At 74.1% G+C, this 19,438-nt stretch carries 14 protein-coding genes; 6 read left to right on the top strand and 8 right to left on the bottom strand.

What is annotated here, in order from left to right; genetic code table 11:
- Positions 1–21: 21 nt before the first annotated feature.
- Positions 22–795 carry a hypothetical protein gene (locus IE332_RS27020; RefSeq protein WP_189921232.1) on the bottom strand — a complete coding sequence of 258 codons (774 nt, stop codon included), beginning with the start codon at positions 793–795 and terminating at the stop codon, positions 22–24.
- Between the two features lie 262 nt (positions 796–1,057).
- Between IE332_RS27020 and IE332_RS27015 the strand changes: the two genes are divergently transcribed.
- Positions 1,058–2,050 carry a helix-turn-helix domain-containing protein gene (locus IE332_RS27015; RefSeq protein ID WP_189921230.1) on the top strand — a complete coding sequence of 331 codons (993 nt, stop codon included), beginning with the start codon at positions 1,058–1,060 and terminating at the stop codon, positions 2,048–2,050.
- Between the two features lie 75 nt (positions 2,051–2,125).
- Here the strand turns inward: IE332_RS27015 and IE332_RS27010 are convergent, their stop codons facing one another.
- Together IE332_RS27010 and IE332_RS27005 are read right to left on the bottom strand one after the other, a co-directional pair.
- Positions 2,126–3,526, bottom strand: a complete 1,401-nt coding sequence (locus tag IE332_RS27010) for an NUDIX hydrolase (RefSeq protein WP_189921228.1) — start codon at positions 3,524–3,526, stop codon at positions 2,126–2,128.
- A 93-nt stretch (positions 3,527–3,619) separates the two neighbouring features.
- Positions 3,620–4,522, bottom strand: a complete 903-nt coding sequence (locus IE332_RS27005; protein WP_189921226.1) for a DUF4253 domain-containing protein — start codon at positions 4,520–4,522, stop codon at positions 3,620–3,622.
- Between the two features lie 215 nt (positions 4,523–4,737).
- Between IE332_RS27005 and lanL the strand changes: the two genes are divergently transcribed.
- The 3 genes from lanL (at position 4,738) to IE332_RS26995 (ending at position 8,889) form a co-directional block, all read left to right on the top strand.
- On the top strand, positions 4,738–7,428 hold the full coding sequence (lanL, locus tag IE332_RS27000) for a class IV lanthionine synthetase LanL (protein ID WP_229928941.1): 2,691 nt from the start codon (positions 4,738–4,740) through the stop codon (positions 7,426–7,428).
- 2 nt (positions 7,429–7,430) lie between these two features.
- Positions 7,431–7,562: a hypothetical protein gene (locus tag IE332_RS41995; RefSeq protein WP_268256620.1), complete on the top strand. Its 132-nt coding sequence runs from the start codon at positions 7,431–7,433 to the stop codon at positions 7,560–7,562.
- A 118-nt stretch (positions 7,563–7,680) separates the two neighbouring features.
- A complete protein-coding gene (locus tag IE332_RS26995) occupies positions 7,681–8,889 on the top strand; it encodes a lanthionine synthetase LanC family protein (RefSeq protein WP_189921224.1) in 1,209 nt (402 codons plus the stop codon).
- Between the two features lie 49 nt (positions 8,890–8,938).
- Here IE332_RS26995 and IE332_RS26990 read toward each other — a convergent pair whose 3' ends face one another.
- The 5 genes from IE332_RS26990 to IE332_RS26970 all read right to left on the bottom strand — a co-directional run bounded on the left by IE332_RS26990 (position 8,939) and on the right by IE332_RS26970 (position 15,283).
- The gene (locus IE332_RS26990; RefSeq protein ID WP_189921222.1) at positions 8,939–10,411 is read right to left on the bottom strand and encodes an MFS transporter; all 1,473 of its coding nucleotides are present in this window, start codon (positions 10,409–10,411) and stop codon (positions 8,939–8,941) included.
- Positions 10,408–11,214: a glycerophosphodiester phosphodiesterase family protein gene (locus IE332_RS26985; protein ID WP_189921220.1), complete on the bottom strand. Its 807-nt coding sequence runs from the start codon at positions 11,212–11,214 to the stop codon at positions 10,408–10,410. Before IE332_RS26985 ends, IE332_RS26990 begins: the two co-directional genes overlap by 4 nt.
- Positions 11,215–11,370: 156 nt before the next feature.
- The gene (locus tag IE332_RS26980; RefSeq protein ID WP_229928951.1) at positions 11,371–12,441 is read right to left on the bottom strand and encodes a DUF4185 domain-containing protein; all 1,071 of its coding nucleotides are present in this window, start codon (positions 12,439–12,441) and stop codon (positions 11,371–11,373) included.
- 293 nt (positions 12,442–12,734) lie between these two features.
- On the bottom strand, positions 12,735–13,778 hold the full coding sequence (locus tag IE332_RS26975; RefSeq protein WP_268256619.1) for an asparaginase: 1,044 nt from the start codon (positions 13,776–13,778) through the stop codon (positions 12,735–12,737).
- A 140-nt stretch (positions 13,779–13,918) separates the two neighbouring features.
- Positions 13,919–15,283, bottom strand: coding sequence for a M14 family metallopeptidase (locus tag IE332_RS26970; RefSeq protein WP_189921216.1), 1,365 nt, complete (start codon positions 15,281–15,283; stop codon positions 13,919–13,921).
- 546 nt (positions 15,284–15,829) lie between these two features.
- On the opposite strand from IE332_RS26970, the gene IE332_RS26965 reads away from it, so the two are divergent.
- Both IE332_RS26965 and IE332_RS26960 read left to right on the top strand, forming a co-directional pair.
- Entirely contained in the window at positions 15,830–17,911 is a 2,082-nt protein-coding gene (locus IE332_RS26965; protein ID WP_189921214.1) for a PEP/pyruvate-binding domain-containing protein, read from the top strand.
- 142 nt (positions 17,912–18,053) lie between these two features.
- Entirely contained in the window at positions 18,054–19,409 is a 1,356-nt protein-coding gene (locus tag IE332_RS26960; protein WP_189921212.1) for an ATP-grasp domain-containing protein, read from the top strand.
- The last annotated feature ends 29 nt before the right edge of the window (positions 19,410–19,438 follow it).

Here is a 19,438-nt window from a genome sequence, read left to right as displayed (position 1 = left end):
TTCGGGCGGGGCGGTGGTGCGTCAGTGCTGAAGGATCTCGCCCAGGTAGCCGCCGCAGCCGTTGGTGGTGTACATCGAGGAGATCCACCACCCGGCCGGGACGGTCGAGTTGCCGCACACGTTGATGCCGTTGAACAGGTTGTTGGTGATGATCTCGACCAGGTGGCCGCCGCAGCCGTTGGCCTGCTGCGCCGAGGTGATCACGTAGCCGGGCGGGACCGGTGAGTCGCCGCAGATGTTGATGCCCGGGAACGGCGCGTTCAGGTTCTCCGACATGGTGCCGCCGCAGCCGTTGGTCTGCTGTTCGGACGTGATCACCCAGCCCGGCGGGACGACCGAGTCCGCGCACACACTGATGCTGTTGAAGAGCTGGCTGGTGATCGTCCCGCCCAGGTGGCCGCCGCAGCTGTTGGTCTGCTGTTCGGCCGTGATCACCCAGCCGGACGGGACGGGGGAGTCCATGCAGATGCCGATCCCCGGGTAGGCGATGCGGATCACCGCGTTCAGGTGCCCGCCGCAGCCGTTGCCGCCCGACTCCGAAGTGATCACGTAGGTGGCGGGGACCGGGGAGTCGCCGCAGACACCGATGCCGTCGAACGGCGGTTGGACGGTCAGTTCCAGGTAGCCGCCGCAGCTGTTGCTGGTGCGCTCGGAGACGATCACCTGGCCGGGCGGGACGGGTGAGTTGCCGCAGATCGTGGCGGCCGAGGCGGGAGCGGCGAACGCCACCAGCCCGCCCGCGAGGACGGCCAGTACGGCGACGACGCGTCCGAGCCAGTGTGCGATGGGTTTCATGCGGTCTCCCGGAGGGGTGGACGGCGGCTCGGCCGCCGGCGGGTGGACGGGACGGCTGGACGGGACGGGTGGTGCGCCTGTGGGTCCGGCGGTCCCGGTGCGCTCACCACAGTGGCGGGCCGGTCGGTCGCGGCCAACACCGTCGCGACTCGGACAAACAATCACGGAAAACGATCAACCCCTGGTCACCCGCCGGGCCGCTGCGGACAATCTGGTCCGGACAATCAATCAGAGTGAAGCCGCAGCACGGGGGAGAGCGTCGGTGGGCCGCAGACAACGGAGCCTGGACCCGGACGCGGGGCCGGTCGCGGAGTTCGCCCTGCGGCTGCGAGCCCTGCGCGAGCGGGCCGGCACCCCGACCTTCGCCGCGATGAGCCGCAAGGTGCACCGCTCGACGACGGTCCTCTCGGAGGCGGCGGGAGGGGTCGACCTGCCGACCTGGGCCACGGTCGAGGCCTTCCTGGAGGCCTGCGGCGAGAGCGACCCGGGGCCGTGGCGTGAACACTGGGAGCGGGCCCGCGACGCCCTGGGGGAGCCCACGGCCCCGGCGGACGAGTCCTCGGACGGGCCGGCCGATGAGCGGGCGCACGGGCGGGCGTACGGGCCGGCCGCCGCCGTCCGGCCCGCCTCCGTCGATCCGGCCGGCGCACGGGCTCCCCACTGGTGGTCCTCACGCCCGGCCGTCGCGGCGGCGGCACTCCTCGCCGGCCTCACCGCCGGTCTGCTGGCGGGCAGCCGGCTCCCGCGCGACACCCCGACGCCCGACGCCGCCCCGCAGCCCACGCCGTCCCGGGTGCTGCCGACCGTCGTGGTCGTGCCGCCGCCCGTGCCGCCGCCCTGGCCGGCCGCGGGCTCCGGCTGCGACGCCCGGACCCACTGGGTCTACCAGTACGACCACGCCTACCAGGGCCAGGTCTACGCCCTGCTCGCTCGGCCCGACGGCACGCCCGCCGACACCGCCGTCACCCTCACCTGGGGCGCCTGGCGCTGGCAGCACGGGGTGACGGTCCAGCCCGGCACCCCGGCCCGGACCACCGGCGGCACCCTCCTGCTCTACACCAAGCTCGACACCAGTCTCCGCGACCCGCTCGTCACCGTGGACACCGCGGACCCGGTCTGCGCCGCCTTCGGCACCGCCGGCCCCACCTCCGTCGCCCCGCTCACCACCGTCGACGCGAACCAGGGCTGGACCGGGGCCGAGCCCACCGCCGACACCCCGGACACCCCGGACGCCCCGTCGGCCGCCCCCCGGTGACGCGCCGTCGACCCCAGGTGACGGGCCGACCCCCGGTGACGCGCCGCGGCCGAACTCCCGGACGGTGACGGTGCGCTACCTCGGCTGCCGACCCGCCTCCGTCGGGCGGCCGTCCGGGAGCCGGTCGAGGTAGTGCGCCAGGTACGGCGGGGTCCGTAGGTCCGGGAGCTCGGTGAGGGGGACCAGGCGGACGGCCCGGCCCTCGCCGAGGACGAGGGCGGACTCCGGGCCGGCGTACGTCCCGTGCAGGGCGACGGTGGACTCGTGCACGGCCGGGTGCCGGGGGCCGGGGAGGGCGCGCAGGCCGTCGACCCGGATGCCGGTCTCCTCCAGCACCTCCCGGGCTGCGGTCTCGTACGCGCTCTCGCGGCCCTCGCGGTGGCCGCCGATCGGGGCCCAGCACCCGGGGTGGGCGATGCCCGGCTCGTCGTCGCGCAGGTTCATCAGCAGGTGCTTGTCGTCCGGGGTGGTCACGAACACCACGACGCCCTCGAAGTCCCGTGCGACGCCGTGCCGGTCGACGGCGTCCGTCCCCGGCCGCTCGCCGTAGAGGGTGAGCCCGGCGCGGCGGGCGCGGTCGACCAGCAGCAGCCTGCGGTAGTCGGCGGGCCGCATGACGGCGCGCCAGTCGTGGAGGCTGCGGACGGCCCACTCGGTGTGCTCGTGGGAGAGCCGGATCCGGCCCAGCTGCTCGTCGCTGAGCCGTCCGCCCCGGAAGATGTGGCCGACCTGGTGCAGCGGCCAGTAGGCGCCGGGGGAGAAGTGCACCACGGCGAGCAGTTCCCGGCGGTCCACGATCCCGGGGTTCTCGGCCGCGAGGTCCAGGCCCAGCTCCTCCTTGGCCTCGCGCAGCGCGGTGTCCCACGGGGTCTCGCCGGGGTCGGTGTCGCCGCCGGGGAACTGCCAGCGGTTCGGGTCGAAGGCGTTGCGCAGGCAGAGGCCGCGGCCGGCCCGGTCGGTGAAGTAGAAGGCCCCGTACAGGTTCGCCAGGGCGATGTCGTGGACGTAGCGGCTGATCGGCCGCCAGCCCGGCACGGCCCGGCGCCGCCGCAGGAAGTCGAGCACCTCGTGGTAGCCGGCGCTGGTCGGCGGCGGGTCGTCGAGGTCCGCCCACACGTACCGGTCGTGCTCGGTGAGCGTCACCGGGGTGCCGTCGGGCACGGTGGCGGTGAAGACGAACTGCCGGATCGGACGGCCGTCGGCACCGGGGAAGTCCACCGCCCGGACGTACTCGACGTCCTCGGGTGCCACCGTGAGCCCGGTCTCCTCGCGGAGTTCGCGCAGCGCGCCCGCCCGTACGCCCTCGCCGGGTTCCAGGCCGCCGGCCGGGTAGTCCCAGAGGCCGGGCAGCACGTCGTCCTCGCGGCGGCGCAACATCAGCACCCGGCCGGAGGCGTCGAGGACGACCACGGCGGCCGCGAGCCGCGCGAAGCCCAGGGCGAGTGCGTTCCGGGCCAGGAGGTCGTAGTCGATCACGGGGTGTCGCCTTCCGTCGGTCGGGTCCAGCGGTGCCCTACCCACCTCGCCGCGGGACGCAACGGACCGCCACGCCCGTTTCGCCGGACGCCGTCAGTGCCACCAGAACGACCAGCACTTCTCCAGGACGAGCTCCTGCGCGTAGTCGGTGAGGCTCTCGGTGTCCCGGATGACGTTGTCGGGGCAGAACGCGACGTGCTCGGCGGCGATCGGCAGGGCCTGGTCCAGGTCGTCAGGGTCGTCCAGCCGCACCGTGGTGCTCAACCGCAGCCCGTCGGGGCCGACTTCGACGACCCGGGCGCCGAACCGCCGCTCCCAGTCGCGCAGGACGGCGGCGAGCTCGCCGGGGTCGTGGTGGCCGCCCGCCGTCCAGCCGCAGACGGCCAGCGCCTCGGCGCCGCTGCCCGCCCGGACGAGTCCGATCCGCAGCGCGGGGTCGTGGCCCAGCAGCCACCGCGCGACCTGGGCGGCTGCCGCCTCCGGGCCGTCCGCCTGCGAGACGTCCGCCTCGCCCGCCTTCGGGCCGTCCGCCTCGGCCGGCTGCGGGGTGGGGGCGAGGCCGGGCCAGTCGGCGCCGTACGGCTCCAGGACCTGGTGGCGCTCCCGCGCCTCCTCCGGATCCTCCGGGCGGGCCACGGCCGGGGAGTCCCACCAGCCGCGGAGCAGGGCGGACGGGTCGTGGCCGGCGGGCGGGTCGGCCTGGGCGGGGTGGAGCTCGCCGGTGGCCCAGGGCCGGAACTCCGGGTCGCCGGTGCGGCGGGTGAGCAGCAGCGGCCACAGCCCCGACCGCGGGTGCTCCCGCTGGAGCTCCTCCCACAGCCCGGCGGGTGCCGGCCCGTCGCTCAGCCACAGCACGGGAGCACCGCCCTCGGCCTCGCCTCCGGCCGGGGTGATCAGCCGGCCGGGCGGCAACGGGGTGGCGAGGGTGGACCGTTCGGCGGCGCCGTCGGGGAACAGCGGGTGGAGGACGGGCGGCAGCGGGAGACGATCGGTCATGCGCACACGGTAGAGGCAGGGTCGGACAGTGCGCCCGACGAGGGTCCGACGAGGGTCCGACGAGGGTCCGACGGGACGGATCGCCCACAGCCCTATTATGAGCTGATCGTATGCAATGACTTATCAAATCCCTTACGGAGCCCTTGTGTTGAGGATTTCACCGTTGCTAGCTTCGCCGTGTGACCTCGCCCTATCGGTCCATTCTCGCGGAGTTCTTGACGGGCTCCGATCAAGCCGCCGGCTGGCGCGTGCGCCGCGTCGAGCCGTGGTGGATGGTGACCCCGCCGGACCACCTGCCGCGCCGGCAGGGCTGGAAGCTCCACGTGTCCGCGACCCTGGCCTCCGCGCCGCGGGTGCTGGAGCGCGCCGGACGGGTCCTTGTCGCGCACGGCTGTGCCTTCAAGTTCGCGTCCGGGCCGCAGGTCACGGCCGAGCTGACCGGCACCCGCGCGGCCCGGGCGCAGTCCGGCAAGTTCCTCACCGCCTACCCCGCCGACGACGACCGACTGCGCGCCCTGGCGCAGGAGTTGGACGAGGCGACGGCCGGTCTGCCCGGCCCCGCCATCCTTTCCGACCGCCGCTACCGGCCGGACAGCGTGGTGCACTACCGGTACGGCTGCTTCGCCCGCTCCCGGGTGCTCAACGACGAAGGCTTCTACGAGGGCCGGCTGGTGGCGCCCGACGGGAGCCTCAGCACCGACCAGCGCAACCCCTGGTTCTCGCCGCCGCCGTGGGCCGAGGACCCGTTCGCCCGGCCGGAACCGGCTGCGGAACCGGCTGCGGAACCGCCGTCGGCGACACCGCCCCGCCGCCGCGGCGCACCGGTCCTGCTGGCCGGCCGGTACCTCGTCAAGGAGGCGATCCGGCACTCCAACCGCGGCGGCGTCTACCGCGCCGAGGACACCCGGGGCGGCGGGACCGTCCTGCTCAAGGAGGCCCGGCCGCACGTCGGTGCCGACCCCGAGGGCCGCGACACCCGGGACCGGCTGCGCCACGAGGCCCGGGTCCTGGACGAGCTCGCGCCCCTCGGTGTCACCCCCCGGGTGCGGGAGCTGTTCGAGAGCGGCGGCCACCTCTTCCTGGTCGAGGACCTCGTCCCCGGCCGCAACCTTCAGCAGTGGACCGCCGAGCACCTGGAGCGGGGCGACGGGAGCGTGCCCGTCCCGGCGGCCCTCGGGCTCGCCCGGGCCCTCGTCGCGCTGATCGGGCGGGTGCACGCCGCCGGGTACGTCCTGCGCGACTTCAAGCCGGGCAACGTCATCATGACGCCGGAGGAGCGGCCGGTCCTGGTCGACCTGGAGCTCGCCGTCCCGCTCGGCTCCGCCGCCCACCCGGCGGGCACCCGCGGCTTCACCGACCCCGGCTACCTGAACGCCGGCCACCCCACAGCCACACCGGCACCCACGCCCGCACCCTCACCCGGCCCCGAGGCCGACTGCTTCAGCCTCGGCGCCACCCTGCTGCACGTCACCAGCGGCATCAGCCCCGTCCTCGCCGACGACGGCGCACCCGCCCGGCCGCCCGGCGAACGGCTCGCCGCCCTGGTCGCCGCCGCCGACGACCTGCCCGCGCTGCGCGCCCTCGGCCCCCTGGTCGCCGGACTGTCGGCGTCGGCACCGCGGCGCTGGACGCTGCCCCGGGCGGAGGCCTACCTGCGCACCGGACTGGACCCGGGCGGCCGCGAGCACCTGCCCGAACCGCCGTCCGCCGAGCGCCTGATCGAGGACGGCCTCGCCCACCTCGCCGCCACTGCGGACCCCGCCGCCGAGTACCTCTGGCCGGCCCCGCGCTCCCTGCCGGACGGCGACCCCTGCAACGTGCAGCTCGGCGCGGCCGGGGTGCTCGCGGTGCTCACCCGCGCCGTCCGCCGCGGGTACGGGGCCGCCCGGCCCACCCTGCGCACCGCCGCCGACTGGCTGGACGAACGGCTCACCGAACCCGACCGGATCCTGCCCGGCCTCCACTTCGGCCGCTCCGGCACCGTCTGGGCCCTGCACGAGGCGGCGACCACCCTGGAGGACCGCCGGCTCGCCGACCGCGCCCTCGACCACGCCCTGCGCATCCCGCTGGACACGCGCAGCGCCGACGTCTGCCACGGCCTGGCGGGTGCCGGGCTGGCCCAGCTCCACCTGTGGCGCCGCACCGGCGACCGGCGCCTCGCCGACCGGGCCCAGGAGTGCGCGGACGGGCTGCTGTACCTGCTGAAGGACCGTGACGGGGTGGACTGGCCGCTCGGCCCGGAGCACCGCGCCGAACTGGCCGGCTCCGGACACTACGGCTTCGCCCACGGCGTCGCCGGCAACGCGGCCTTCCTGCTCGCCGCCGGCCGCGAACTGGGGCGGCCCGAGCTGACCGACATCGCGCTCGGCGGCGGCGAGGCCCTGTGTGCGCTCACCGACTGGCGCGACGGCGCCGCCTACTGGCCCAAGGGCCCGGGCCGCGCCGACCGCCCCGGCCTGGACTACTGGTGCCACGGCTCCTCGGGCATCGGCAGCTACCTGGTGAGGCTGTGGCAGGAGACCGGCGACCCGCGCCACCTCGCCCACGCCGAGGGCGCCGCGCTCGCCGTGCACCGCGACCGCCACCGCCTCGGGCCCGGCACCTGCCACGGGCTGGCCGGCAACGCCGAGCTGCTGCTCGACCTGTACGCCGCCACCGGCGACCGCCGCCACCTGGCCCGCGCCGACGACCTGGTCCGCGGCATCGCCCTGCGCGCCGCGCTCCGCGACGGCCGGTACCTGGTCCCCGACGACACCCTGCGCGAGGTCACCGCCGCCTACAACGTGGGGTACGGCGGCGTGCTCGACCTCCTGCTGCGCCGCCGCCACGGCGGCCCCCGATCGTGGCTGGTCGACCGGCCGGCCGCGGAACCGCACCACCACCCGAGCCCCGGAAAGGGGGGATGACGATGGAGAGCACCGTCCTGGAGCTGCAGGAGCTGCCCGAGACCGAGGAGCAGCCGCTGGAGCCGATGATGTGCTGCGACACCGGCCACCACAGCTACGAGTGGACCGACCTCTGTCTGAGCCCGGTCGACTGACGGCCGGCCCGCGCGGTGCTGTGGGAGCCGGCAGCGGCCTCTCACAGCACCCGATCGACGGGCGTGCGAGCGATCCGCACCGAACGATCCACCGCACCCGATCCGTGGAACGGGGCCGATGACCGGCGACTCCGGCGAGACCCCCTGGGCCGTCCTGCTCGACGGGCCCGCGGCGGAGGCCGCCCGGCGCCTGGTCGACCGGATCGCCGGTCCGCCGCGCCCGGCACCCCGGGCGGTCCGGCCCGACCTCGCGGCCGGCGGCGCGGGCCTCGCGCTCGCCCACCACCAGCTCGACCTCTGCCGGCCCGGCGAGGGCCGGCACGCGGTGGCGGCCGGTCACCTGGAGGCGGCCGTCCGGGGCGCGGAACGGATCCGGTCGCGGGCGCCGGGACTGCTCGGTGGCTTCGACGGACTCGCCTTCACCGCGAGCCGGCTGGGCCTCCCGGTCCCGCTCGGAGCGGCCGGCCGGGGTTTCGACGCCCAGGCCCCAAACAGCCAGCACCTCGACCGCCGCAGCCTCGACCTGAGCTCCGGTCTGACCGGACACGGCGCCGTCCTCCTGGACCGCTGCGCCGAGGACCCGGCCGCCGCCGACCGGCTGACGGCCGTACTGGCCGTGCTCGGCCGTCAGGTGGCGGCGTTCCCGGGCGACTCGCCGGGGATGGCGCACGGCCCGGCCGGTCCGCTGGCCCTGTTCTCGTTGGCGCTGTCGGCGGGTGTGGCGGCGCCGGGCCAGGTCGCGGCGGTGCACCGGGCGGTGGACCGCCTCCTGGCGCACCGTCGGGACGACGAGTACGGCCCGGACTGGGTGCTGATCGAAGGCCCGGGGCCCGAACGGCCGGCCCTGCCCGCCTCCTGGTGCCACGGCGGCCCGGGCATCGCCCGTGCGCTCTGGCTGGCCGGCACCGCCCTGGACGACGGGTCCCTGCGCGGCCTCGCCCGGGAGACCCTGCTGGCCGCGCTGCGCCGCCCGCGCGAGGTGCGCCGGATCGACCGGCGGCCGGGCCTCTGCCACGGCCTGGCCGGTCTGCTGCTGATCACCCTGCGCTTCGCCCACGACACCGGGGACCCGGAGTTCCGGTCGGCGGCCCGGGGCCTGGCCACCCGGCTGGTCGACGGGCTGACGGACGGGCTCACCGACAGTCTCGGCGACGGGCGCACCGACAGGCGCACCGGCCGACTCACCGACAACCTCACCGGCCGAAAAGAGAACGCCCGGCCCCTCGGCCCGGGGTTCCTGGACGGCGCCGCCGGTGTGCTGCTGGCCCTGCTGGCCGCGACGACGCCGGTGCCGCCCGGCTGGGACCGGGCCCTGCTGCTCTCCTGACGGACGGACCGTTGGCCCGGCGTACCGGAGGGCGGCAGGGCCCCGCCCGTCAGAGCCGCTCGGGCACCGGGTTGCCGACGGCCTCGATGGCACGGCGGAGCGGGACCTTCACCAGCACCGCGAAGCCGATCACGAAGAACACCAGCAGCGAGATGATCGCCGAGCGGTAGCTGCCGGTGAGCTCGTACGCGAGGCCGAAGACCAGCGGGCCCATCCAGCTGGTGCCGCGGTCGCTGACCTTGTAGAGGCTGAAGTACTCGGCCTCCCGGCCGGGCGGGATGAGGTGGGAGAACAGCGAGCGGGAGAGCGCCTGGCTGCCGCCGAGCACCAGGCCGATCATGCAGGCCAGGGCGTAGAACCAGGCGGGCTGGTGGGCGGGCATGAAGTAGCCGAGGGCGAGGGTGACCACCCAGCCGACCAGGGAGCCGAGGATGGTCCGCTTGGCGCCGTACCGCTGGGCTATCCGGCCGAGCAGCAGGGCGCCGCCGATGGCCACCACCTGGACCAGGAGCACGGCGGTGACCAGCGAGGTCTGTTCCATGCCGAGTTCCTCGCTGCCGTAGAGCGAGGCCTGGGAGACGACGGTCTGGATGCCGTCGTTGTAGCAGAGGAAGGCGGCGAGGTAGAGCAGCGTGAGCGGGTGCTTGCGCATGGCCTTCAGGGTGCGGCCGAGCTCGCGCAGGCTGCCGGCGGCGGGCTCGGCGGCCCTCGCCGCGTCCGCCTTGTCCGCCACGTCCGCCTTGTCCGCCGCGAGCGCCGCGGCCCGTGCGGGGGTGACCCCGGCGCGGGAGGGCAGCCGGAGCAGCGGGACGACGGTGAACAGCGCCCACCACAGCCCTGCCGAGGCCAGGCAGATCCGCACGGCGGTGCCGGAGGACAGGCCGAGCGCCTCGTGGCCCTGGAACAGCGCCAGGTTGGCGATCAGCAGCAGCCCGCCGCCCGCGTAGCCGTACGCCCAGCCCTTGGAGGAGACCGCGTCCCGCTCGTCGGGGGAGGCCAGGCCCGGGAGGTAGGCGTAGGAGAGCGCGACCGACACCGCGTAGGCGATGTTGGCGACCACCAGCAGTCCGCCGCCGAGCAGGTAGCGGTCGCCGTCGAGGAGGAACATCCCCATCGTGGCGATCGAGCCGACGAACGCGAAGCCGCACATCAGCTCCTTGTGCCGCCCGGTGCGGTCCGCGACCGTGCCGGTCAGCAGCATCACCGCGACCGAGATCAGCACGGAGAAGGAGACCGTGTACGGGAAGTACGACCCCGCCCGGATCGACAGGCCGAGCGGGTGCACGTCGCCGTTCGCGTCGGCGGCGTTCTTGGCCACCTCGGTCAGGTACGGCCCGAGGAACACCGTCAGGACGGTGGCGGAGAAGGCCGCGTTCGCCCAGTCGTTGATGTACCAGCCGAACTGCATCCGACGCAGCGCTCGGCCGTCGTCGTCGGCAGCGGCAGCGGCACCGGCGGCGGCCGCCGACGGGTCGGTCGGTGGATCGTCCGGCGGGTGCGTGGCCGGGTTCGTGGTGCTCATGGGGTTCCCATCACCGTGCTGGAGCCGGTGCTGCCGTCGGTCCAGCAGCCCCGCTCGCCGAGGACGTCCCGCAGGACGTCGATGCGATCGGCCATGATGCCATCCACACCGAGGTCGAGGAGAGCCCTGATCCGTGTGGGATCGTCCACAGTCCAGACGTGGACCTGCAGGCCGAGGCGGTGGGCGGTCCGGACGAAGGCCCGGTCGACCACCCGCACGCCCCGGTGCCGCTCCGGCACCTGCGCGCAGACGCCGGCGAACGGTGCCGCGGCGCGTCCCCGCAGCAGCGGCCCGGCCAGCGAGCGCAGCCGCAGCCGGGCCACCTCGCGCGGGCCGAGCGAGGTGGCCAGCCGGGGGCCGGCGGCGGCCCGGACGGCGGCCAGCCGGCTGTCGGAGAAGCCGCCGACGCAGACCCGGTCCCAGGCGTCGGTCCGGCGGATCGCCTCGACCAGCGGCGCGACGGCCGGTGCCGCCTTGACGTCGATGTTGAAGCGGGCCCCGGGGAAGGCGCCGAGCAGGTCCTCCAGCAGCGGCACCGGCTCGCTGCCGCCGATCCGGGCCCGCCTGACGCTCTCCCAGGGCAGCTCGGCCACCGCTCCGGCGCGGTCGGTGACCCGGTCGAGCCGGGAGTCGTGGAAGGCCACCAGCACGCCGTCGCTGGTGGCGTGCACGTCCGTCTCCAGGTAGCGGTACCCGAGCGCGACGGCGGCCTCGAAGGCCGCGAGCGAGTTCTCGGGGTGCCCGAGGTCGCCGCCGCGGTGGGCGAAGGCCAGCGGCCCGGGGTGGTCGAGGAAGACGTGCATGTCGTGCTCCGAGCTGCTGGGAGGGGAACCGCGCCGACCGCTCCGCCGCCGTCCCGGACCGCGCGCGTTACAGTATTACGCACTCTGTCAAGCAGTAATGCGCGCGGTCACTCCGCAGTCCGTCAGCCCGGATCCTCCCTCGACCCCCGGCGGCGCTCAGGACACCATGTTGATCCGGTACTGCATGATCCGGTAGTTCGTCGGGTCCGGGACGTACCACTGACTGACGATGATGTGGAAGTTGCCGAACGTCGAGCCGGGGACGACGAAACCGCCGTAGGGGCTGAGGACGAGGTTCCCGGCCTCCTGCCCCGGGCCGCAGGGCAGGATCATGGTCTGCTCCGGCGTCCTGGTCAGGTCCGAGGTCGGGAGCGGGAAGACCATCGCCCTGATGGACAGCGGGTTCATGTTCAGCCAGGTGAGGACGTACTTGCCGTCCATGGCGCGGAAGCAGATCTCGCCCCACTTGCGGGTGCCGAAGACGGTCGTCGGCGCGGGCGCGTTCCACCGCCAGTCGCCGTCCCAGCCCCAGGGCTCGTAGGCGCCCGGGTCGCCGAGGCTCTCCTTGCGGACCCGGTGCAGCAGCATGCCCGACTCCACGTCCCGGTTGAAGACCGTGGACAGGACGTAGCAGTAGCCGTCGTCGGCCACCGCGTAGGTCTTCTGCTGGAACTGGCCGCCGTGCAGGTCGCCCGGCCACTGGCAGAGGTACTCCCAGGTCTGCCCGTTGTCGGTGGAGCGCCAGAAGTCGGTGTGGTGGGTGTCGAAGATGACGCCGCGCATCAGGTGCATGTACATCACGCCGTCGACGACGAACACGTCGGAGGGGATCGCGGTCGTGTGCGCGGTGTCGCCGACCGGGGTGTGCGGCTCGTCGACGAGGCTGATGCCGTACGCGCCGCGGACGATGCCGTCGATCCGCAGGTTGTTCGGGTCCGAGTTGCTGGAGCGCAGGCCGACCGGGGCGTTCCACTCGCCGTCGCCCACCCCGTTGCCGCTGAAGGTGTCGCCGCAGACGAAGAGCATGCTGCCGTCCGGGCACCGCACGGGGATGCCGAGGTCCGTCCACGGCGCGCCGAGCGGCCCCGTCTCGGCCGCGCCGCTGAGGTTCTTCACCTTGGTGGCGATCGTCGGAAGGGTCGGGTCGTTCGGCCCGCCGGCGACCGCCGCCGGGGCGCCCGAACCGATCGCCGCCACCCCCGCGGCGACACCGAAACCGATCTTCAGGAGCCGGCGGCGGGACGGCCCGCCGGTCGTCGGGTCATTCCCGCCCGACGGCTCCGAGGGGTTCGATGACTCCGACCGGTCCGACGGGTCCGATGAGTGCGTCATGCTGTCGATGGCCTTTCCGCGTCGACGAACTACTGCGACTGAGACCGCGTCGCGCACCTCGGTGGCGACGGTCGGACCCGAGGCTACGGCGGCCGGGCGCCGGTTCATCGATCGGTGGACAAACCTTCACTCAAATTGGTTATGCGCCACGGAAGTTCACGTTCCGCGCGCGGGTCCCGGCAGGTCCTTCACCCGGTCGCGGCGAAGGCGGCGGCGATCTCCGCGGCCCCCCGCCCCCGGGTCAGCAGGACGCGCAGGAGCAGCCGGGCCTTGTACGGGTCCAGGTCGCCGCCCCGGATCAGCCCGCGGGCGAGCAGGTCCCGCTCCGAGCCCGGGAAGCCGTACGTCCCCTCCAGGACGGGCCCGTTGCCGATCCGGCTGGCGAGGACGACCGGGATCCGGGCCGCGGTCCGCTCCAGCACGTCCACGAAGCCCTCCGGCACGTGCCCGACCCCGAACGCGGCGACGACGAGCCCGTCGCACGCCTGCGCCGTCGCGGCGAGCAGGCCGCCGTCGTCGCCGAGCGTCGCGGTGTACAGCCCGACCCGGACGGCGTTCGCGGGCCCGGTGGCCGGGCCGGCGAGCGCCGTCCGGGGAGCGAGCGGGCCGTGCAGGTGGACGCGCCCCTCGTACAGCCGCCCGAGGGGCCCGGTGGCGGGGGAGGTGAACGCGGCCGGGCTGGTGGTGTGGGACTTGCGGACGCGGCGGGCCGCGTGGATCTCGTCGCCGAGCACGACCACCGCGCCGGCGCCCCGCAACTCCGGTGCCGCGGCGGCGACGACGGCCGCCAGGACGTTCGCCGGACCGTCCGCCCCGGGCAGGGTGGGGTTGCGCATGGCGCCGGTGACGACGACCGGCTGGTCGCCCGGGTGCAGCAGGTCGAGCAGGTAGGCCGTCTCCTCGATGGTGTCGGTGCCCTGGGTGACCACCGCGCCGTCGCAGCCGTTCCGGAAGGCCTCGGCGAGGGCCTCCGAGAGCGCGTCCAGGTCCTCGAACCCGAGCGAGGCGCTCGGCAGCCGCCGGAAGTCCCTGACCCGCAGCTCCACGTCGAGACCCCGCAGGGCCGGCACCGCGTCGAGCAGGTCCTGGGCGGAGAGCGCGGGTACGACCCCGCCGGTCGCCGGATCGGCCGTCATGGCGATGGTGCCGCCCAGCGAGAAGACCGCAACCGTCCTCGTACCCGACGCCGTCGTCCCCTCGCTGCCCGACGCCGTCGTCCCCTCGGTACCCAACGCCGTCGTCCCCTCGTCCGGGCCCCGGAAGCCGCCCCCGCCGACTGCGGGGGCGGGTGGTGGCCGCGGGGCAATCTACCGGTTCGGTGCGCGCCCGGGGCGCCGCGGGCGGGCCACGGCCGCGCACCGGACCGGGCCGGTCAGGAGGGGATGCCGCAGTACTGCTGCTGCTTGCCGATCGCGCGGTAGACGCAGTCGGCGGTCTCCACCAGGCGCAGGACCGCTTCGCGGTTGCGGCTGGTCTCGCGGCCGATCACCTCGTCGGGCGGGTAGAAGCCGTCGCTGCCGTTCTCGCCGGGGTACATCTCGAAGGTGTAGGCGAAGACCCGCTGGGAGCCCCAGAGCCAGTCGTCGATCGCGCCGTCGGTGATGTAGAGCTCGCTGGACTGCTCGGGCGTGTAGCCGTTGGTCGCGGCCATGCTGCGGCCGAGGGTGGCGAAGGTGTTGTACTCGTCGGCGGTCATGCCGGTGGTGGTCTCGGAGGTGGTCCAGCCGAACGGCCAGAGCACCAGCTCGCTGTAGGTGTGGAAGTCGATGGCGGCGGTGATCTGCTGCTTGCCGCCGACGATCCGGCTGCGGACGAAGTCGGCGACGACCTTGGTCTCCTTGGCGGACTCCGGGGCGCTGCCGCGGTAGGTCTCGCTGGAGGTGGAGCCGGAGGAGCCGCCGCAGCAGCCCCACTTGAAGTTCCAGTTGCGGTTGAGGTCGGTGCCGACGTTCCTGCTGCCGGAGTTGGGCTGGCGGTCCTTGCGCCAGCTGCGGTAGCGGCCGGTGGCGATGTCGTACTCGCCGCCGTCGGGGTTGAGGTCGGGGATCACCCAGATCTCGCGGCTGTTGACGACGTTGGCGATCCGGCTGTCGGTGGCGTACTTGTCGCCGAACTCGTGCAGCAGGTAGAGCGACATCTCGACGGTGAGGTGCTCCCGGGCGTGCTGGTGGGCGGTGAACAGCACCTCGGGTTCGTCCTCGTCGGTGTTGACGTTGTCGCTGATCTTCACCGCGACGATCGGCCGGCCCTCGTAGGAGGTGCCGATGACGCGCTTGCTCATGATGTCCGGGTGCGCGGCGACGACGGCGTCGATGTCGGCGGTGGCCTCGGCGTAGTTGTGGTAGCCGGAGTCGGCCTGCGGGAAGTCGTAGACCGCGGACAGGCCCTGGTCGTCGGCGCCGGCGCCGTAGCGGGGGCCGGGCAGGGCGACGGGGGACCAGCCGAGCGCGCGCAGCCGGGCGGCCTCGGCGGGGGTGGCGGTGACCACGACCGCGTCGGGCAGGACGGCGTCGACGGAGGCGCCGGTGGCGGCGACGGCGGTGCGTTCGGCCACGGTGCGGGGGCCGTCGAGCCGGTACTGCCGGGCGGTGTCGGACGTGCTGGTGTCGGCGGTGGTGGAGGTGGACGCCGGCGGCCAGTCGGGGGAGGCGGCCTGGGCGGTGAGCGGGGTGGCGAGTGCGAGGGCCAGCAGCACGGCGGTGGCCGCAGCGGGCTTTCCTCGGCGGGGCAGTCGCATGACTGTCCTCCTGTGGGGGTCCGTTGGGGGCGGAGCAGTGGAGGAGATGGCGCGCCAGCTTGATGGTGCGTCAGTGTCATGCGTTCGTCAAGACGGGGGAAAGCCGGGGGAGGGGCGGAGGCGGGGGCGGTGCCCGGCGAAGGGGTCGAGGCGGAGGGGCGACGGGTCCGAGGTGTCCGGCGGCGGTGTCGGACGGTCGGGTCCGGGCGAGGTCGGCGGCCTCAGTTCGTGGACATGACATATATCTGGAGGGATCTGATTCCGTTTCATTTCGCGCAGAGATTGTCCAAGAGTCAACATTTCAGCGGTATTTCGCGCCCTCGATCGAAGGCTCCATCTTCACCTTGTGACCTTTGTCACGGCCCGACCTGCGGTTTTGGTTTCGGCGGTGACAGTATTCGTGGCCGAAACAGTTCGGAGTGGCCTGATGTCGAATGACTATTCGTCAGAAGTTCAGATTTGATGGCAGTGTGTGTGCAGCCGTACCACCTTCTGACCTGGTGCACACCGATCGTGTACACGATGACGAATGGCTGAACTGTGCGCATGACCCGTTCGGATCGCAACGAAGCGACCACGCGGCCCCGTCTCACTGGCGAAAAGCTCACCACCCGGGAGTTCTCCCGGCTCGCCGGCACCGTCGGCGGCTACCCCTACGTGAAGATCGTGCTCGACCGCACCGAATCGGTGCTCCACTTCATCGACAGCGCGGACGGAACGCTCCACGTCAAGTACATCGCGTGCGAGATCCTCGGCATGTCGATCGACGAACTCGCCGGCAGGCTCGATTCGTTCAATGACGACGTCTACCGGAATCCCGACCGCCGTTTCCAGCTCGGCACCCTCGCCCTGCACACCCGCGGCGGCGTGGCGGAGGGCGGCCGGACCGACGGCCCCTTCCTGTCCCTGGAGACCGTCGACGTCGACACCATGTCCGGAGACATGCTGCGCGCCTTCTACCACCGGGTGCGCGCCCACATCGACCCGTCGCTCCCGCTCCTCCTCAAGCCGGCCAACCACCGGCAGGAGGGCTACGTCGCGCGGATCCCGGAGAGCGAGATCCCGCGCGTCCTGTCCCACGAGCTCTACTCCACCGCCGCGTTCGTGCCGCTGAACGCCGGGGAGGCCCACGGCCGGCTGCGGGTCTTCCGCTCCGAGGCCGAGTACCGGGCCGACCCCGAGCCGCTGGAGTGGCACGACATCGTGGTGATGCCCCGGGTGCCGGAGGACGTTCCCCGGGTGTCCGGCATCATCCACACCGAGCACACCACCCCGCTCTCCCACATCAACGTGATGGCCACCGGGTGGCGGATCCCCAACGCCGTCGGCATCGGCGCCCTCGACCGGATCGACCGCGCCGGACTGGCCGGCCGGTGGGTCCGCTACCGGGTCGAGGCCGACGGCTCCGACCTGCACCTGGAAGCCGCGCCGCCGCGCGACGACGCCGACCGGCCGACGCCGGCCCCGCCGGCCGAACGCGTCACCGTGGACCGGCCCGACCTCTCGCCCACGCCCGTCACCGCGCTGACCGGACTGCGCGCGGACGACCACGTCCGGTTCGGCACCAAGGCCGCCAACCTCGGCGAACTCACCCACCTGCTCCAGCACGGCTCGCCGCGCTGGCTCGGCTTCTACCGCGTCCCCCGGCCGCCCCGGGACAACCTGCTGCGCTACCTGGCCCGGCAGCTCGGGCTCCCCGAGGACGCGGACGACACCGAGCTGGCCGACGCGGCGCAGCGGCTGGTCAAGGAACACGCCCAGGTGCCGCGCGGGATCGTGCTGCCGTTCTCCCTCCAGCAGGGCTTCCTGGACTCCTCGGCCGGACTCCGCGCCGCCGTGGACCGGCTCGACGGCGCGCTCCGGGGCGAAACGACGGACACCGCGGACGCCGCGGGCACCACGGACGCCACGGACACCACGGACGCCGCGGACACCACCGGCGCCTGCCTCGAAGTGCAGCGGCTGATCCGCACCACCCCGCTGCCCGACCCCGTCCGCGCCGAACTCGACCGGGCGCTCGACCGGCACCTGTACGGCGCCGCCGAGCTCGTCGTCCGCAGCTCCTCCAACGCCGAGGACCTGGCCGGCTTCTCCGCCGCCGGGCTGTACGAGTCGGTGGCGCACGTCCGCGGCACGGACGCGGTCCTCGACGCCGTCCGGGAGGTCTGGGCCTCGCTGTTCTCGCCGCGCGCCGTACGGCTGCGGCAGCAGGCCGGCATCCCGCTGGACCACTGCCGGATGGGCGTGGTGATCCAGGAACAGGTCGGCGCGACCGTCGGCGGCGTCCTGGTCACCTGCAACCCGCTGAGCCCGCGGGACTTCCGCGACGTCTACCTCAACATCTCGCCGCGCTCGGTGACCGACGTGGTCACCGGCGAGGGCGCCCCGCTCCAGTACCTGTGCAACACCATGGAGGGCGGCAGCCGCACCGTCTCGCTGGGCAGCGCCGCCACCGACCTGGACGGGCCGACCAAGGAGCTCGTCGGCCGCCTCGCCCTGATCAGCCGCCTGCTGCAGTCGCACTTCTCGCCCGACGAGGACTACGCGGTCCCGGTCGACATCGAGTGGGCGATCGAGGGCGACCGGATCGACCTCCTGCAGCTGCGTCCCTTCCGCACCGCCGGCTGACCCCGGCCGGGTGCGACGGCGCCGGCCCGTGTCCCACCGGCCGCGCACGGCGACACCGCCGTGCGCGGGTGCGGCACGGGCCGGGCGCGCCCGGGGCCGACCGTGCCCCGGGCCCACTGAACTTCCCCCAGGAGAAAGCACCGTGAACCGGATCCTGTACGTCTACGTCAAGGGCGGAGCCCCGCTCGAGTACGCCTTCCCGCGCATCGCCGCGTGCGGGGAACTGCACGTCCTCGCGCTGGCACCGCTGCCCACCACCGCCGAGGAGCTGTGGCGGCCCAGCTGCACCGCCGTCGAGACCGTCCACGACGCGCCGCGCGGCGACGAACTGGTCGACCTGATCGTGGCCCACGCCGAGGCCATCGGGGCCGACGCGGTGCTCACGCTCTCCGAGTTCGCGGTGCTGGCCGTCGCGCACGCCGCCCGCCGGCTCGGCCTGGCCGGCGCCGGCGAGGGGATCGTCCGGGCCCGCGACAAGCGGCTGATGCGGGAGGCGTGGGCCGCCGCCGGGGTGCCCGTGCCCGGGTTCCGCCGCGTCGACAGCCTCGCCGACCTGGACGCCGCACTGGCCGAGTTCACGCCCCCGCTGCTGCTCAAGCCGGCCTGGGGCGCCGGCTCCGTCGCCCAGATCGTGCTCGACTCGGCCGCGGACGCCGCTCCGGCCTGGGAGGAGATCGAACGCGGACTCCGGGCCGGCAGCCGGGTCGGCATGAACGAGCTCTACGCCCCGGACACCGACCGCGACCGGCTGGTCGAGGAGATCGCCCAGGGCTCCACCGAGGGCTGGTACGAGGATCCCGGCTACGGCGACTACGTGAGCGTCGAGGGGATCGTCGCCGACGGCGTCCACCGCCCGCTCGCCATCACCGCCAAGCTGCCGACCGTGCCGTCCTTCGTCGAGGTGGCCAGCACCTCGCCGTCCGTCATGGCGGTGCCGCTGCAGCGCCGGATCGAGGAGGTCACCCGGCAGGCCGTCGACGCCCTCGGCCTGGAGAACTGCGGCACCCACACCGAGCTCAAGCTGATGAAGGACGGCGAGCTCGTGGTCATCGAGACCGCGGCCCGGTTCGGCGGCCTGCTGACCACCCGGCAGGTGCACGAGGTGTTCGGGCTCGACCCGATCGGGATGCTGGTCCGGCAGCTGCTCGGGGAGCCGGTCGACTACCCCGAGGCCATGCTCACCGAGGGCGACCGGGCCGCGGCCTCGGTCGCCGTCGTCCCCGCCGACGCCTTCGGCGTGCCCTGGCGCACCCGGCCGGTCTGGAACCCGCAGGCCGTGGACTGGCAGTCCATGCTCTCCCCGGGCAGCACCATCGAGGCCGTCCCCGCCTTCGCCATGCCCGCCGGACAGCCGGTGCCCGCCTTCGACCCGTCCGCGGGCTCCCGCAACTGGCTCGGGGTCTACCTGCTCGGTGCCGTCGACGCCGAGACCCTGCGGCGCGACTGCAACGCGGTGCTGAACGGCCTGGAAGCCGCCCTGCACCGCGCCGCCGGCTGACCCGCCCATCTCCCGACACTTCCCCGAGG

It is taken from the genome of Kitasatospora xanthocidica, assembly GCF_014656195.1.
GTDB classification, from domain to species: domain Bacteria; phylum Actinomycetota; class Actinomycetes; order Streptomycetales; family Streptomycetaceae; genus Kitasatospora; species Kitasatospora xanthocidica.
The sequence above is the reverse complement of the archived record's forward strand: the minus strand, read 5'-3'. Positions and strand labels throughout refer to the sequence as shown.

Coding starts and splice junctions, on each gene's coding strand:
- IE332_RS27020 (WP_189921232.1), bottom strand. CDS start 795: ATGAAACCCATCGCACACTGGCTCGGACGCGTCGTCGCCGTACTGGCC.
- IE332_RS27005 (WP_189921226.1), bottom strand. CDS start 4,522: ATGACCGATCGTCTCCCGCTGCCGCCCGTCCTCCACCCGCTGTTCCCC.
- IE332_RS41995 (WP_268256620.1), top strand. CDS start 7,431: ATGGAGAGCACCGTCCTGGAGCTGCAGGAGCTGCCCGAGACCGAGGAG.
- IE332_RS26995 (WP_189921224.1), top strand. CDS start 7,681: ATGACCGGCGACTCCGGCGAGACCCCCTGGGCCGTCCTGCTCGACGGG.
- IE332_RS26990 (WP_189921222.1), bottom strand. CDS start 10,411: ATGAGCACCACGAACCCGGCCACGCACCCGCCGGACGATCCACCGACC.
- IE332_RS26985 (WP_189921220.1), bottom strand. CDS start 11,214: ATGCACGTCTTCCTCGACCACCCCGGGCCGCTGGCCTTCGCCCACCGC.
- IE332_RS26970 (WP_189921216.1), bottom strand. CDS start 15,283: ATGCGACTGCCCCGCCGAGGAAAGCCCGCTGCGGCCACCGCCGTGCTG.
- IE332_RS26965 (WP_189921214.1), top strand. CDS start 15,830: ATGACCCGTTCGGATCGCAACGAAGCGACCACGCGGCCCCGTCTCACT.